Origin of the sequence: Blattabacterium cuenoti, from assembly GCF_014252075.1 — a bacterium.
Classification (GTDB): domain Bacteria; phylum Bacteroidota; class Bacteroidia; order Flavobacteriales; family Blattabacteriaceae; genus Blattabacterium; species Blattabacterium cuenoti_AC.
In genome coordinates this window covers 137623-153754 of the sequence record NZ_CP059209.1, presented here as the reverse complement: position 1 = coordinate 153754, position 16132 = coordinate 137623, and the positions used below count along the sequence as shown (strand labels likewise).

At 28.2% G+C, this 16132-nt stretch carries 17 protein-coding genes and 1 tRNA gene; 7 read left to right on the top strand and 11 right to left on the bottom strand.

Going from position 1 to position 16132, the window contains the following annotated elements:
* Positions 1 to 6 precede the first annotated feature (6 nt).
* Both H0H47_RS00730 and H0H47_RS00725 read right to left on the bottom strand, forming a co-directional pair.
* Positions 7 to 678, bottom strand: coding sequence for a 50S ribosomal protein L25 (locus H0H47_RS00730; protein WP_185866137.1), 672 nt, complete (start codon positions 676 to 678; stop codon positions 7 to 9).
* Entirely contained in the window at positions 675 to 1613 is a 939-nt protein-coding gene (locus tag H0H47_RS00725; RefSeq protein ID WP_185866136.1) for a ribose-phosphate diphosphokinase, read from the bottom strand. Before H0H47_RS00725 ends, H0H47_RS00730 begins: the two co-directional genes overlap by 4 nt.
* A gap of 75 nt (positions 1614 to 1688) precedes the next feature.
* Here H0H47_RS00725 and H0H47_RS00720 point away from each other — a divergent pair, with 75 nt between their 5' ends.
* Positions 1689 to 2483 (top strand): thymidylate synthase, encoded by a 795-nt coding sequence (locus tag H0H47_RS00720; protein ID WP_185866135.1) that lies wholly within the window; start codon positions 1689 to 1691, stop codon positions 2481 to 2483.
* A gap of 5 nt (positions 2484 to 2488) precedes the next feature.
* On the opposite strand, the gene thrC is transcribed toward H0H47_RS00720, so the two are convergent.
* The 3 genes from thrC to thrA are packed head-to-tail and all read right to left on the bottom strand — an operon-like array spanning position 2489 to position 7234.
* Positions 2489 to 3793, bottom strand: a complete 1305-nt coding sequence (gene thrC / locus H0H47_RS00715; RefSeq protein WP_185866134.1) for a threonine synthase — start codon at positions 3791 to 3793, stop codon at positions 2489 to 2491.
* A 34-nt stretch (positions 3794 to 3827) separates the two neighbouring features.
* Positions 3828 to 4781 (bottom strand): homoserine kinase, encoded by a 954-nt coding sequence (locus tag H0H47_RS00710; RefSeq protein ID WP_185866133.1) that lies wholly within the window; start codon positions 4779 to 4781, stop codon positions 3828 to 3830.
* A 5-nt stretch (positions 4782 to 4786) separates the two neighbouring features.
* Complete coding sequence (gene thrA / locus H0H47_RS00705; RefSeq protein WP_185866132.1) at positions 4787 to 7234, bottom strand: bifunctional aspartate kinase/homoserine dehydrogenase I; 2448 nt, start codon at positions 7232 to 7234, stop codon at positions 4787 to 4789.
* A 330-nt stretch (positions 7235 to 7564) separates the two neighbouring features.
* Between thrA and H0H47_RS00700 the strand changes: the two genes are divergently transcribed.
* Positions 7565 to 8194, top strand: a complete 630-nt coding sequence (locus H0H47_RS00700; RefSeq protein ID WP_185866131.1) for an urease subunit gamma — start codon at positions 7565 to 7567, stop codon at positions 8192 to 8194.
* Entirely contained in the window at positions 8191 to 9897 is a 1707-nt protein-coding gene (gene ureC / locus H0H47_RS00695) for an urease subunit alpha (RefSeq protein ID WP_185866130.1), read from the top strand. Before H0H47_RS00700 ends, ureC begins: the two co-directional genes overlap by 4 nt.
* A gap of 15 nt (positions 9898 to 9912) precedes the next feature.
* Here ureC and H0H47_RS00690 read toward each other — a convergent pair.
* Both H0H47_RS00690 and H0H47_RS00685 read right to left on the bottom strand, forming a co-directional pair.
* Positions 9913 to 9995, bottom strand: a tRNA-Leu gene (locus H0H47_RS00690).
* A gap of 1 nt (position 9996) precedes the next feature.
* Complete coding sequence (locus tag H0H47_RS00685) at positions 9997 to 10296, bottom strand: deoxycytidylate deaminase (protein ID WP_317168681.1); 300 nt, start codon at positions 10294 to 10296, stop codon at positions 9997 to 9999.
* Between the two features lie 134 nt (positions 10297 to 10430).
* On the opposite strand from H0H47_RS00685, the gene H0H47_RS00680 reads away from it, so the two are divergent.
* Positions 10431 to 11231, top strand: a complete 801-nt coding sequence (locus H0H47_RS00680) for a TrmH family RNA methyltransferase (protein WP_185866129.1) — start codon at positions 10431 to 10433, stop codon at positions 11229 to 11231.
* On the opposite strand, the gene H0H47_RS00675 is transcribed toward H0H47_RS00680, so the two are convergent.
* Together H0H47_RS00675 and H0H47_RS00670 are read right to left on the bottom strand one after the other, a co-directional pair.
* The gene (locus tag H0H47_RS00675; protein ID WP_185866289.1) at positions 11226 to 11705 is read right to left on the bottom strand and encodes a ribonuclease HI; all 480 of its coding nucleotides are present in this window, start codon (positions 11703 to 11705) and stop codon (positions 11226 to 11228) included. The two genes, H0H47_RS00680 and H0H47_RS00675, sit on opposite strands and share 6 nt — an antisense overlap.
* Before the next feature lie 21 nt (positions 11706 to 11726).
* On the bottom strand, positions 11727 to 12488 hold the full coding sequence (locus tag H0H47_RS00670; protein ID WP_185866128.1) for a lysophospholipid acyltransferase family protein: 762 nt from the start codon (positions 12486 to 12488) through the stop codon (positions 11727 to 11729).
* 154 nt (positions 12489 to 12642) lie between these two features.
* Between H0H47_RS00670 and fbp the strand changes: the two genes are divergently transcribed.
* Genes fbp through H0H47_RS03205 form a run of 3 tightly spaced genes read left to right on the top strand, consistent with a single transcriptional unit; the run spans position 12643 to position 13998 of the window.
* Positions 12643 to 13638, top strand: coding sequence for a class 1 fructose-bisphosphatase (gene fbp, locus H0H47_RS00665; protein WP_185866127.1), 996 nt, complete (start codon positions 12643 to 12645; stop codon positions 13636 to 13638).
* 11 nt (positions 13639 to 13649) lie between these two features.
* Entirely contained in the window at positions 13650 to 13799 is a 150-nt protein-coding gene (locus tag H0H47_RS00660; RefSeq protein ID WP_185866126.1) for a hypothetical protein, read from the top strand.
* A gap of 34 nt (positions 13800 to 13833) precedes the next feature.
* Complete coding sequence (locus H0H47_RS03205) at positions 13834 to 13998, top strand: hypothetical protein (RefSeq protein ID WP_394366926.1); 165 nt, start codon at positions 13834 to 13836, stop codon at positions 13996 to 13998.
* On the opposite strand, the gene H0H47_RS00650 is transcribed toward H0H47_RS03205, so the two are convergent.
* Together H0H47_RS00650 and pyrF are read right to left on the bottom strand one after the other, a co-directional pair.
* Positions 13989 to 14564, bottom strand: a complete 576-nt coding sequence (locus tag H0H47_RS00650) for a MarC family protein (protein WP_185866125.1) — start codon at positions 14562 to 14564, stop codon at positions 13989 to 13991. The two genes, H0H47_RS03205 and H0H47_RS00650, sit on opposite strands and share 10 nt — an antisense overlap.
* Positions 14565 to 14745: 181 nt before the next feature.
* On the bottom strand, positions 14746 to 16107 hold the full coding sequence (gene pyrF, locus H0H47_RS00645) for an orotidine-5'-phosphate decarboxylase (RefSeq protein WP_185866124.1): 1362 nt from the start codon (positions 16105 to 16107) through the stop codon (positions 14746 to 14748).
* Positions 16108 to 16132 lie beyond the last annotated feature (25 nt).

The window sequence follows — 16132 nt, the reverse complement described above, 5'->3', positions numbered from 1 at the left end:
TTCTTTTTATCTTCTTTTTATCTTCTTTTTATCTTCTTTTTCTTTTTTATCTTCTTTTTCTTTTTTATCTTCTTTTTCTTTTTTATCTTCTTTTTCTTTTTTATCTTCTGGATTTTCTTCTTGAGAGCTTTTAATATTTATACGGGAATTTTTCACTCTTGCTATAAGTGTGTGAGGAGGGTGCAATATAACATACTGATCGTTATATAGATCTTCAACTGTTATTCTATCTCCTATGTCTAAAGAATCAATATTTAATTTTATATATTCTGGAATATTATATAAAAAAGCTTTGACTTTTAGTTTTCTAATTGGAGAATAATATTCTCCTCCTTTAGAAACTCCAATAGGTCTTCCAAAAGATCTTACAGGAATTTCTAAGACAATCGGTTTTGATTTATCAATTTGAAAAAAATCTGCATGTAATATTTTGTCACTAACAGGATCAAATTGTATTTCTTTTTGAACTGCATTTATATTTTGATTATCTATTTGAATAATTATTTCATATACCTCCTTTGTATACACTATTTTTTTTATACTTTCTAATGAAGTAAAAAATGGAATATTTATATTTTTTCCATACAAAATACATGGTATTTTTCCAGAAAGTCGAATAGAATGAGTCGCTTTCTTTCCAACATCTCTTTTTTGACCGTATATATTTATATGTTTCATATTACGAATTTATTACTTATGGATTCATCGTTATGTACTGATTGCATGACTTCAGCAAAAAGTGGAGCGCAAGATAAAACTTTGATTTTATCATTAGATTTTATTTTATTTATAGGAATAGTATCTGTAACCACCAATTCTTCAAGTTCTGATTGATTTATTTTTTCATATGAGTTTCCTGATAAAACTGGATGAGTAGCAATAGAGCGTACACTTTTAGCTCCTTGTTTTTTTATTAAGTTAGCAGCTTCTGTTAGAGTACCTGCGGTATCGACCATATCATCTATAAGTATAATATTTTTTTCTTTAACATTCCCTATAAGATTCATAAATTCAATTTCATTTGCTTTTTTTCTTTCTTTGTAACAAATAACTACATCTGTTCCTAAATACCCAGCATAACTTCTAGCTCTTTTAGCTCCTCCCATATCTGGAGAAGCGATAGTTAATTGATCTATGTTTAATTTTTTAATATAATCAATGAATATTCTAGATGCATATAAATGATCTACAGGGATATCGAAAAAACCCTGAATTTGATCTGCATGCAAATCCATGGTCATAACTCTAGTCGCTCCTGAAGCAACCATTAAATTTGCTACAAGTTTAGCAGCAATAGGAGTTCTAGGTTTATCTTTATGATCTTGTCTAGCCCATCCAAAATATGGTATAACAAGTGTTATATTATGAGCGGAAGCTCTACGAGCGGCATCGCACATTAATAGTAATTCCATCAAATTGTCTACTGGAGGAAAAGTCGAACCAATTAAAAAAACTTGAGCCCCACGAACAGATTGTTCAAAACAAGGAGTATATTCTCCATCACTAAATTCTAAAAATCGCACTTTACCAAGAAAAGTTCCATAATAAGAAGCTATATTTTCTGATAATTTTAACCCACTTCTTGTAGAAAAGAAGAGAACTTTTTGATTCATAGTTATATTTTTTTTATGCAAAAATACTCTTAAAATTAAATTAAATAAAGAAATAATTTACTCATATTGTGGATTATGAAACAATACTTAAATCTATTAAAAAACGTATTAAAAAACGGAATAAAAAGGAAAGATCGTACTGGAATAGGCACAAAAAGTATATTTGGATATCAAATGAGATTCGATTTAGAAAAAGGATTTCCTCTTTTGACCACAAAAAAATTGGATTTACGATCTATTATTTATGAATTATTGTGGTTTTTGAAAGGAGACACTAATATACAATATTTAAAAGATAATCAAGTTTCTATATGGAATGAATGGGCAGATAAAAATGGAGAACTGGGGCCAATATATGGGTTACAATGGAGAAAATGGCCTACATATGATGGCCATTTTATTGATCAAATAGCTCTTCTTATAGAAAAGATCAAATTGAATCCAAATTCACGACGTTTGATTGTTTCTTCTTGGAATGTGGGAATGATTCAACATATGGCGCTTCCTCCCTGTCATTTGCTATTTCAATTCTATGTATTTGAAAAAAAGTTATCGTTGCTATTATATCAGAGAAGTGCAGATATTTTTCTAGGATTGCCTTTTAATATAGCTTCCTACGCTTTACTACTCACTATGTTAGCTAAAATACTTAATTTAAAAGAAAAAGAATTAATTCACACTATAGGTGATGCTCATATTTATAACAATCATATCAAACAAGTAAAATTACAAATGAAAAGAACTCCAAGACCCCTTCCAAAAATAATCCTAAACCCATCAGTAAAAAATATTTTTGAATTTCGTTTTAAAGATTTTCAATTAAGAGATTATAAACCTTTTCCTCATATTAAGGGTGACGTTGCTGTTTAAAAATTTTATTTTCTTTCCAATAACCAATTTTTAAAAACACTAAAATCATTGGATAGGGATATTTTTTGTTTTTTTCTTTTTGCACTTAAAAATATTTCCAGTTCCTTAGGAAAAACAATTTTTTTTCGTAAAAGAAAAGGCATATCATCTATAAACTTAATTGGATGAGCAGTTTCTAAAAAAATAGCTATAGATGGAATATTTTTAACTTCTTGTAAATATTGTTTAAGACCTAAATAACCAATAGCTCCATGTGGATCAAGCATATACTTGTATTCATTCCACACCTTTTCTATAATGTGTAGAGTCTCCTCGTCCGTAAATTGATAGGAATAAAGTTTTTCTCTTAATTGAAACATATTTTTTTCGTACAAATACCATATTCTAGAAAAGTTACTCGGATCAGATATATCCATAGCATTTGATATAGTTTTTTTTACTGGAAGAGGATTATATTTTCCCGTTTTCAAAAATCTGGGGATGGTATCATTAACATTTGTAGAAGCAATAAAAAATTTGATTGGTAATCCCATTTTCTCAGCTATTATTCCTGCACATATATTTCCAAAATTTCCACTAGGAACTGAAAAAATTAAATCAACCGGTATTTGTTGATAAGCTAAAAAATAATAGAACATTTGAGGAAGCCATCTCGCTACATTAATAGAATTTGCAGAAGTTAATATATATTTTTTTTGCACTTCCTTATCTAAAAAGGCTTTTTTTACCATTTTTTGACAATCATCAAAATTTCCATCAATTTCTAAAGCTAGAATATTGTTTCCCAATGTGGTAATTTGTTTCTCTTGCAAAGAGCTAATTCCATTATGTGGATATAAAATAATGACTTCTATCCCAGGTTTTTTATAAAAACCTTTAGCAACAGCTCCACCAGTGTCTCCTGAAGTGGCTACTAAAACTGTTACTTTTTTTCCTATTTTTTTTGAAAAAAAACTTAAACATCCTGCCATAAATTCAGCCCCTACATCTTTAAAAGCTAAAGTAGGTCCATGAAAAAGCTCTAATACGTGAATATTATCATGAATTTTTTTCAATGGAAAAGGAAAATTTAAAGTATCATGAACAATATTATAAATAGATTCTTCTGGTATGGATTTTCCGATATAAGGTTTTATAACAGTCATAGAAACTGCATAAATATCATACTTTGAAAGATTATGAAAAAATTGAGGTTTTAGTTTAGGAATACATTCAGGGATGTACAATCCTCCATCTGGTGATAACCCTCTTAAAACAGCATCTTCGAAAGAAACTAAATCTCTATGATTTTTTAAACTATGATACAACATAAAATTATTTTTAATTATTCATTCTTATCTTATTTCAAAAAATTTTAGACCACTTTACTCCTTGTTGATTAATAGGAGAAGTATAAGTTTTATAATCAACTTTTAATGGAGAATATACACGATTCATGACTTCAGTAACTTTTTTCGCAGTATAGCTTCCTTTGCTTAACATGAAAACAGAAGGGCCTGAACCAGAAATTCCTCCTCCTAAAGCTCCTATTTCTTTACATCTGATTTTTAATTCATAAAAAGCTGGGATGAGCATTGCTCGTATAGGTTCAACAATCACATCTTCTAGAGATCTGCTTATTAAACCATAATTTTCTTGATAAAAACCTGCAACTAATGCACCTACGTTTCCCCATTGTCTAATAGCATCTGTCATTAATATTTTTTGTTTTAGAATTTCTCTTGCATCCGATGTTTTTATTTCAATTTGTGGATGTATAACGCTTACCCACAATTCATTTGGAGCATGTAACTTAGTAATATCCAGAGGCTTATAACTTCTTACTAATGTAATTCCTCCCATTATAGAAGGAGCGACATTATCAGCATGAGCAGTTCCACTTGCTACACGCTCTCCTTCCATAGCAAAACGGATTAATTGTATGGTACTAAAAGGATTTCCTAATAGGATATTAGCCCCATAAACGACGCCTGCAGCACTAGCGGCACTAGATCCTATTCCACTTCCAGGATGAATATTTTTAATTAATTCTATTTCGAATCCTATTTTTTCTTCTTTTTCAAATCTTTGTTTTTGTTCATATTTTTTTAATAAAAACTGTAAAGCTACAAAAGCTACATTCTTTTTTGGATCGTTTGGCAACGATGTTCCATGTATTCTATTAATACGTATTCCTGGTTTATTGGATTTATACAAAAAAATTTCATCTTTTGGAAGATCTAAAGCTAATCCAATAACATCAAAACCACAAGCTAGATTAGCAACAGTAGCTGGTGAAAATATTTTAATCCCCTTCATGATTTTTATTTAGTAGCTTTAATAATATCTGAAAAAACTCCAGATGCAGTCACTTCTGCTCCAGCACCTGCTCCTTTTATGATAAGAGGTTGTTCAGAATAACGATATGTGTTATACAAAACCATATTATCTTTTCCTTCCAGTTGAAAAAATGGATGATTTTCTTTAATTGATTCTAACCCGACAGAAGGAACTCCATTTTCATAACGAGCAATAAAACGCAAACGTTTTTTGTCTTTTTCTGCTTCATTTCTAATCCTAAAAAAATAATCTCTGTATTTATCTAATTCTTGATAAAAATTTTCTATAGAAGTGGACTTTGAACAAGTTTCAGGAAGAAAAGATTTTTGATGAATATCACTCATTTCTAATGGAGAGCCACATTCTCTTGCTAAAATAAGTATTTTTCGCATTACATCTAATCCACTTAAATCAATACGAGGATCAGGTTCCGTATATCCTTTCAATTGAGCTTCTTTGACTACTTCTAAAAATGATTTTTTTCCTGTAAAGTGATTGAATATAAAATTCAAACTTCCTGATAAAACAGCTTCTATTTTATTAATTTTATCTCCACTATTAATAAGATCATTGAGTGTACTAATAACTGGTAAGCTGGCTCCTACATTAGTTTCAAATAAAAATGGAGCTTTAAAATGTCTAGAAAGTGTTTTTAATCTTTTATAATGATCATAATCAGAGGAACAAGCTATCTTATTACAGGTAATAACACCAATTCCATTTTTTAAGAATTTATCATAGGTCATAGCCATCTCTTCACTAGCTGTATTATCAACAAATAAACTATTTCTTAGATTAAATTTCCAAACCTCCTCCATAAAAGAGTATATGTTCATCTTGTTAGAATCTTGGGTTAGATGTTTCTTCCAATGAACTAAATTCATTCCATGACTATTAAAATACATTTTTTTGCTGTTAGCTAATCCTATTACTCTAACTTGAAGTTTTAATTCTTCCAATAGATAATTTTGTTGTTGATCTATTTGCTCAAGTAATTTACTTCCTACTTTTCCCACTCCACAAATGAAAAGGTTAATTTGTTTTGGTGGACTTTCAAAAAAAGCTTCATGCAAGGTGTTTAATGCTTTTTTAAAATCAGTTTTTCTAATAACAGCTGATATATTTTTTTCAGTAGAACCTTGTGCTATAGCTCTAACATTAATACTGTTTCTTCCTAAAGAAGAAAACATTTTTCCACTAGTTCCATGAAGATTTTTCATATTATCTCCTACTACAGCAATAATACAAAGATCTTTTTCTATCCTCAATGGATCAATACGTCTTTGATGGATTTCTTGAGAGAATTCACTATCTATTACAGCTTTTGCTTTGATAACATCCATTTCATGAATACCTGTAGTAATTGAATGTTCTGAAGAACTTTGAGTTATAAATATTACATTTATTTTTTCACGTGATAATGCTTCAAATAAACGTTTGGAATATCCAGGAATTCCGACCATTCCACTTCCTTCAAGAGTAAGTAAAGCCATATTTTGAATACCAGATATTCCAGTAACTGGCTGACTTATATTAGTGTTTTTACTAATATAAATCAATGTTCCTGGATCTAAAGGAGAAAAAGTATTTTTAATTTGTATAGGAATATGTTTTTTCATGGCAGGTTGTATCGTTGGAGGATAAATTACTTTTGCTCCAAAATGCGATAATTCCATTGCTTCTTCATAAGAAATTTCCTTAATAGGAAAAGCTTGATTCACAACTTTTGGATTAGCAGTCATCATTCCACTTACATCAGTCCATATTTCAAGCAAACTAGCCGATATAGCTGAAGCTAGGATAGCTGCAGTATAATCAGATCCTCCTCTTCCAAGAGTAGTCGTTTCGTTTTCTAAAGTAGAACCTATAAAACCTGGTAATACAATGTATTCTGATATCTTTTCTCTAAAAAATTGAATGATATGGTGATTACTTGTAATAAAGTCTACTTGTGCACATCCGAATTGAGAATCAGTAATAATTAAATCTCTACTATCTTTACAAATAGCATCTAATCCAGATTGTTTTAATTTTTCCGCAATAAGAAAAGAAGAACTCAGTTCTCCAAAACTCATGATTTTATCTAAAGAACGTTTTGAAAGTTCTTCTACCTGAAAAATTCCATCGCATAAACTTTCTAGATCATTTATATTTTTTTTAATCCAACTAATTAAATGACTTTGATAAGTGATTGGAAACAACTCTCTGATAATATTTAGATGACGAATTTCTATTTCTTCTAGTATATTTTTATAAATATTTTTTCTTTCAGAAGCTAATTGACCACATTGTATTAATTGGTCAGTAATATTTCCTAATGCAGACACAACAATGGCATATCTTCCTTTTGGTTTTTTTTCTAATAAAGAACAAATACGTTTGATGGCATCAGAATGAGCTACGGAACTTCCCCCAAATTTTAAAACTTGCATTTCTTAATTATTTTTTTCCCATTATTAAAGATGATAACAAAAATAATGATAATTTACGGAGACGTGCTTCTTTTTATTTTTCTACAGGAAATGTAGATTATGAATAATTTTATTAGTATAATGTGAATTTATGAATGAAAAATCATTAATCATTCTTAAAAAGAAATTTGAAAATATTGAACGCAATATAATTTTATTCATTTTTTTTTTATTTAATTTTTAAAATTTCATGATCAGGAAAAAATTATTATAATATTTCATAACTTTAAACTTGTAGAATTGTTGTTGCAACGATATTATGTTTATGAATCAAAATAACTTAAAGAAAGTATGCATTTAACTTTTTATGAAAAGGAAAAAATTCTTCTGCACATGGCTGGAGAATTAGCGAAAAAACGTTTAAAAAGAGGATTAAAATTAAATTATCCTGAATCTTTAGCTTTAATTGCTCATTATGTCATGGAAGGAGCACGTGATGGAAAAACGGTAAAAGAACTTATGTATGAAGCAGGAAATATTCTGAATGATGAACAAGTTATGGATGGAGTATATGAATTGCTCAATAATGTTCAAATAGAGGCAACTTTTCCTGATGGAACAAAATTAGTCACTATACACAATCCTATTAAAAAAAATAGAAAGGAAAACTCTAGGATGATTCCAGGGCAATATGATCTACTTAAAGAAGATATTGTTTTATTACCTGGAAGGTCTCGTATAGAGAGAGTCGTCTCTAATACTGGAACTCGTCCTATTCAAGTAGGATCTCATTTCCATTTTTATGAAACAAATCCTTCTCTTATTTTTGAGAGAGAAGGAACTAAAGGATATAGACTGGATGTTCCTTCTGGAAGATCTGTTCGTTTTGAGCCTGGAGAAACAAAAAAAGTCATATTAGTAGAAATAGGAGGAAGAAAAAAAATTTATGGATTTTCAGGAAAAGAAAATACAAAAATATGAAAAAAATAGACAGAGAATCTTATGCAAGCATGTATGGTCCTACAAAAGGAGATCGAGTTCGTTTAGGAGATACATCTTTATGGATTGAAATAGAAAGAGATTATACAATTTATGGAGATGAATGTGTTTTTGGAGGAGGAAAAGTCATTAGAGATGGGATGGGACAACATCCATTTGCTACAAAAAATGAAGGAGTCTTAGATTTAGTGTTGACCAACGCGATCATTGTTGATCATTGGGGAATTGTAAAAGCGGATCTTGGTATCAAAAATGGTGTCATAATTGGAATAGGAAAAGCAGGAAATCCATATTTTATGGATGGGGTAACTCCGAATATGTATATTGGAGCAGGAACAGAAGTTATTTCTTCTGAAAATCTAATTGTAACATCTGGAAGTGTTGATAGTCATGTTCATTACATATGTCCACAATTATTTGAAGTGGCATTAGAAAATGGAACTACTACTATTATCGGGGGAGGATCAGGCCCTGCGACTGGAACAATAGCCACAAATTGTACTTCTGGGGTATGGAATATTCAAAGAATGTTAAAAAGTACAGATCATATTCCTATCAATTTTATTTTTCTTGCCAGTGGAAATAGTTCTCGTCCTGAAGCTTTAATTGAACAAGTAGAAGCTGGTGCTGGAGGATTAAAAATCCATGAAGATTGGGGAAGCACTCCTTATGTTATAGATCAATGTTTAAATGTTTCTGAAAAATTAGATATTCAAGTCAATATTCATACTGATTCACTAAATGAATCAGGTTATGTTGAGGACACTTTAAAGACATTTAAAGGGAGAACCATTCATACTTATCATACAGAAGGAGCTGGAGGAGGACATACTCCTGATTTATTGAAGGTTATATCTTTTCCTAATATTTTACCTTCATCTACAAGTCCTACTATGCCTTATACTTTAAATACTATAGATGAACATTTAGATATGTTAATGATTTGCCATCATTTAGATTCTAATTTACCAGAAGATATTGCTTTTGCTAAATCGAGAATTAGATCTGAAACTATTAGTGCAGAAGGAGTTTTACATGATATGGGAGCTATTAGTATGACTAGTTCTGATTCACAAGCTATGGGAAGAATCGGAGAAATAGTGAAAAGAACTTGGCAAACAGCTGATAAAATGAAAAAACAAAGAGGTTTTCTTAATGAGGACAATCAAAAAAATGATAATTTCAGAGTAAAAAGATATATTTCTAAATATACCATAAATCCTGCCATTACTCATGGGATATCAGAATATGTAGGATCCGTTAGTGTTGGAAAAATGGCAGATTTAGTATTATGGAAACCTTCTTTTTTTGGAGTAAAACCGGAATTAGTCATAAAAAGTGGAATGATTGTATACGCTAGTATGGGAGATCCTAATGCTACCATTCCTACGCCTCAACCATTCATGTATCGTAAAATGTTTGGTTATTTTGAACCAAAGTTGAGCAGTATTTTTGTTTCATCGAGAGCTATAAATCATGGATTTTTTGAAAAAAATGAAATAAAAAAACAAATAAAAATAGTAAAAGGATGTCGTTCTTTATCCAAAAAAGATATGGTTTTAAATGGAGTTACTCCAAATTTAGAAGTGGATCCAAAAACCTATAATGTTTACATTAATGGAAAAAAAATTATATCTAATCCTTCTGATATTTTGCCTCTTGCTCAAAGATATTTTTTATTTTAAATAACTTTTTTAAAGTACCCAAGGCGGGATTCGAACCCGCATGATATAAAATCACTGGATTTTGAGTCCAGCGCGTCTACCGATTTCGCCACCTGGGTTTTATTGCAATTTTTTGATTTTTATCTTTAATCTATTCAAAAAAATCATTCTTTTATCCTTTTTTGTGTAATTGTGTAGATATATGACTTTTCTGATTCTAGATTGATAAATTAATTTACAACATTCTTGACATGGAAAATGTGTAACATATATAGTAGATCCTTCACAAGATAAAGACGAATAAGAAAGTTTTAATATTGCATTTGCTTCTGCATGTAGAACATACCATTTAGTATCTCCATTTTTTTCTTCACATTTATTATCAAAACCACTTGGAGTTTTATTATATCCATAAGATATGATTTGATTATTTTTAACTATAATAGCTCCTACTTTTTTTTTTTACAAAAAGATAATTTAGATCGTTCTATAGCCAATTCCATATACCCTACATCATCGCATTTATTATTATAAAATTTAACCATTATACAAAAATGAGAAGAATACATAGCTTACAAAATACAAAAATTAAAGATCTAATAAAAATTTATAAAAAAAAAAATTATGTAAATGAATTTGTTATTGAAGGAATAAAAGAATTTGAAATGGCTATAAAAGGAAATTTTTTTCCAAAAAGAATATTTATATGCGAAAAAATATTCCACGAATATGGTATGATTGAATCATACCATACTATTACTTTTTTGATCAGTATGAAAATCTTTAAAAGATTAGCATATAGAAAAAATTCAGGTGGGATTATTGCTTTATTTAGAGAGAAATCAGACCATAAACTGAAAAACGAAAAAATAATTGATAATTTTTTAATCCTTATACTAGATGGAATCGAAAAACCTGGAAATATAGGAGCTATATTAAGAACAGCTGATGCTGCAGGGGTACGCATTATTATATTATGTAATATGAAAACCTACATTTATAATTCTAATATTATCAGATGCAGTTTAGGAAGTGTTTTTACAAGAACAATTTTTATAGAAAAAATAGAATCAATCATTTCCTGGTTACAAGAAAATAAAATAAAAATTGTAGTAACAGGATTTTATAATCATAAAAAAGCTAAAAATTTATACGAAACTAAACTTAGTTATTCAACTTTAGCCATTGTTTTCGGTTCCGAAAATAAAGGAATATCTAATATTTGGTTAAAAAAAGCAAATGAAATTATAACTATTCCTATGTTTGGAAATGTAGATTCATTAAATGTCAGCCATGCTGTATCTATAATAATATATGAGATGATTAGGCGAAAAACTTATTCTGTTCATTTATGAAAACTTATTCTGCTTTTCATACACATAATCTATTTTTAGAGTTTTTCTTTTAGAAGCTTCGACAGATAATCTATCACAATAATCATTAATATAATGATTATTGTGAGATTTAATCCATTGAAAAATAATAAATTGATTATGAAATATTTCTAAAAATCTTTTCCATAGATCTACATTTTTTTTATTAAAAAAATTGTTTTTTTTCCATTTATAAATCCAATTTTTTTGAATAGGATTGACCACATATTTAGAATCGGTAAAAACTACAATATTTTGTTTTATTTTTTTGATTTCTTCTAACCCCACAATAACTGCTAATAGTTCCATTCTATTATTCGTTGTATAACGAAATCCTTCGGAAATTATTTTTCTATTATAACAATTTCCAATTATTTCTATAAAAACTCCATATCCTCCTGGGCCAGGGTTTCCTTTTGAAGAACCGTCAGTATAAATATGAATTTTTTTATTCACAAACAATTCATATTAAAATTTTTAATTATTCGATTTTTCACGATCAAATTTTTCTAATTGATATTTTATCAAATTGAAACATTTTTTCTTCAAATCATTTTTATCTTTTAAGGATAAATTCTTTGTTGATATAGAATGATGTTGTTTGATTCTTATTTTTCCTGGGCCCCCTTTTATAATAGAAAAACTAGGAAATTTTGTTTTTATATCAGCTATAGTAAAGGGAATAATGGATATTTTCTTGATTATAGCTATAAAAAAAGCGCCGTTCTTGAAATGATCTAAAAAAACAGATGGATTAGGAACCCCTCCTTCTGGAAAAATGCAAACACTTTTTCCAGAATCTACTTTATCCTGTATTTTTTTAAATACTTGTATACAACTAGACAAATTTTTTCTATCTATAAGAATATTGCTGTTTTTGTAAACAAAACCAAAAAATGGAAGTTTAGCTAATTCCGCTTTTCCTACAAAAACTAAAGGATGATTTCTCATTAAAGAATAAATTAACATGATATCCATGATAGAGGTGTGATTACTAATAATCATGTATTGTTTATTTTTGTCTAATCTTTCTTCATCTTTTTCTAATACATACCAAAAACCCATGAGAAATAGATTGCTTCTAGCCCACATTTGATGAAACCAATATACAATGGGATAATATTTTTCTTTAAAAAGAAATGGAATAGAAGCACCTGCCCATAATGGAATTAAAAATATATTGATAATAAAAAACCATACACGCCATAATAATATAAATGATATTTTCAGAATTTTCATTAATAAAATTTAATAAAAATATAAAAAATCTTTAATAACTTTATAAAGTTTGTTGATCTATTCTAAACTAGAAAAATAAAATATATACATTATTATTCTTTTGAAAAAAAATCTGATCTTTATGCTTTGTAGAAAGTTTTGTATTTCCTGATACATGTATACATTAGGAGAGTTTATTATAGAAAATAGAGATTGTTTTTCGTATTCAACTGAGGCTTTGTTGCGATTGTTTAGTTCTATTAAATTAGCTTCTAAAGCTATTCATAAAGAAGTTAATAAAGCTGGTTTAACTGAAAAAATTATAGGAAGTTCTGGAATTACTAATATTCAAGGAGAAAATCAACAAAAATTGGACGATTTTGCTAACAAAACTTTTATTGAATCTTTTAAAAGCAGAAATGTAGTTTGTGGAATAGCATCCGAAGAAAGCAAAGATTTTATAGTGATAAATAATAAAAAAGAAAATCCTTTACAAAATCAATATATTGTTTTAATAGATCCACTTGACGGTTCGTCCAATATAGACGTAAATGTATCTATAGGAACTATATTTTCCGTATATATGAGAAAATCTTCTGTTCAAATGAATGTCACAATAGAAGATTTTTTGCAAAAAGGAAATCAACAAATCCTTGCAGGATATATAATTTATGGATCCTCTACTATATTGGTGTATAGTACTGGAAATGGAGTGCATGGATTTACTTTAGATCCTTCAGTTGGAACCTTTTATTTATCTCATCCTAATCTTTTTTTTCCTAAAAAAGAAAAAATTTATTCTATTAATGAGGGAAATTATGCGAAATTTTCTAATGGAATTAGAAGATTTATAAAATATTGTCAAGAAAGAAAAGAAAATCGTCCTTATACGGCAAGATATATTGGATCTTTAGTAGGAGATTTTCACAGAAATATGATACAAGGAGGAATATATATATATCCTAAAACCGCTTCTTCTCCAGAAGGCAAATTAAGATTGCTTTATGAATGTAATCCAATGGCTTTTTTAGCAGAACAAGCTGGGGGAAAAGCTTCTGATGGAAAAAGACGTATTCTAGATATAGAACCGACAAAATTACATCAAAGAACTCCATTTGTATGTGGCCCCATAGGAATGGTATCTAAATTAGAAGAATTTATGAATAACTAATTAATAGTCACATGAAAAAAAAAGGTAAAAAAATTTTTGATAAAGTCATAAAAAAAGGGAAATATTTTTTGGAAGATCCTGTTTCTTCTGTTTTTTTATTAGATTATGAAAAAAATTCATCAATCAATTTAATTGGAACTTTAGTAAAAAAAAAATTTTAAAAAATCGGTTCATAGAAATAGAATAAAACGTTTATTGAGAGCTTGTTTTTTTTTGAATAAATTTATTTTGGAAAAACATGTAAAAAACAAAAGTTTTTATATAATTCTTATTTACAAAAAATTATACATATCTGATTATCAATCTATAAATAAATCTGTTAAAAAAATTTTCAATGAAATAAAAAAAAATTATGTTTGAAATAATTGTCCCGCATTTGCTCCAAAAATTTTAACGGCAAAAGCTAATAAAACAATTCCAAATATTTTTTTGAGGATGTCTAACCCACTATTCCCTATTTTTTCAGCTATAAAATCACATCTGTCTATCACGAAATAGACTACTATCATATTGAGGATCAAAGATAAAAGAATAACATTTACGTCATAAGTTGTTCTTAATGAAATTAAGGTGGTTAAAGATCCTGGTCCAGCTATAAGAGGAAAAGCTATTGGGACAATAGAAGTTTGAGCGTTTTCTGTCACTTTATGAAAGTCTACCCCTAATATCATTTCTAAACCAATTAAAAATAATACTATAGATCCTGCAACAGAGAAAGAATGAACATCCACACCAATAATTTTGAGCATAGGTTGTCCTAAAAATAGGAAAGATAAAAATATGACAAGAGAAGTAATTATAACTTTTTTAGTATCTATTATATTTCCTTTTGATTTGAATCCCATAATAATGGGAGCATTTCCTAATATGTCAATAATGCTAAAAAGGATCATAAAACAACTGATTAATGAATTTATCCATTCCATATTCAAAATTTATTCTAAAGAATTTTTACTTTTTTACGAATTACAGTTTATTGATAAATAACACTCTTACAACAAGTTCTTATATCTATTCATAAATAGAAAAAGATCTAAATAACATATACAAATTAAATAAAAATATAATCAGTATCATTAATTTTTTTTAAAAAAATCACAAATTCATTCAAAGTCCATTTTCATAAGCTTTCCATCCTGCGTTTCTATATTCTTCTGCTACTATTTTTGGATTGTTAGACTGATAAATAGCTCTTCCTACAATGATAAAGTCACTTCCATTCTTTTTAAAAGCTTGAGTGGGATGAATATAGGTATTTACTAAGTTATTTGAATTGGAAAAATGAATACCAGGTGTAAATAGTAATAACCTGTCGTCTACTTTTCTTTGTGCTACAGTTCCAATAACTTTCGGATTTTTCAAAGAAATATTTAATGCTTTTCTTATATAATTATCATCGGATAATCTTCCATAAGAAGACATTTCTGATATCGTAATTAAACCCATCCTAGAAGGAATATTCAAATTTTGTATGCTCCCACTCCCCGCAAATAAGTGCGCAGTGATAATGTCCGCCCAAGAAGAAATCTTATATATACCATAATGTAGTTGAAGATAATTAGTAGAACCAACATCACACAATTTTCTATCTTCAAGTAGTAAGAATTTTTTTTCTATAGAAATATTTTTAAGAGAATTTATAAATGAGAATGAAAAATCATTAATAATGTCCACATGAAGTTTTAATCCACAAATTATATCTCCAATTAAATTGACTAATTTCAATATATTTTTAGAATTTACTAAATCAGCAGAAACGATCAGGTTAGTTTTTTTTTTCAATGTAATATCAATAAGTTTTTTTCCTATAGGATGAGAAATTTTTTCTTTTTTTTCTTCATAAGAAATACGTTTATTCTGAAATTTTTTAATATTTTTTTTGCTAAAAAAAAATTGGATCATATGTATTTTTTTTTTTTTTAAAAAATGTTTCTTTTCTAACATTTTTAAAACTTCCCCTATACGAAATAAAGTTCGTATATTATATCCTCTTTTTTTTATATTTTCTGTTCCTCCTTGCTCTCTATCAAGAATGGAGAGAATATCTTTTATAATCAATCCTTCTTTTTCAAGATCTATTACTGTTTTTAATAAACTATCACCACTCGTGATAACATCTTCTATGAGAAGACAATTTTGTCCTTTTTTATAAATTCCTTCAATCATTCGCTTGGTTCCATAACCTTTATTTTCTTTTCTTTTAATAATTAACGGAATATTAGACCTCAAAGACAAAGTTGTAGCTATAGGCAAAGCAGCGTAAGGGACTCCACAAATTAGTTCAAAATTAGTATATGAAACTTCATGAAGAAGCAAATCCGATAATTTGATTAATAAATCTGGTCTAGAAGCTATTGGACGAAAATCTATATATATGGGAGAATTCATCCCACTTTTTAAAGTGAAATTTCCAAATTTTATGATTCCTAAATTGTAAATTTTTAAAAAGAACTGTTCTTTTTCTTCCATAAAAAAAACTGTTTTGGTAAAGTTA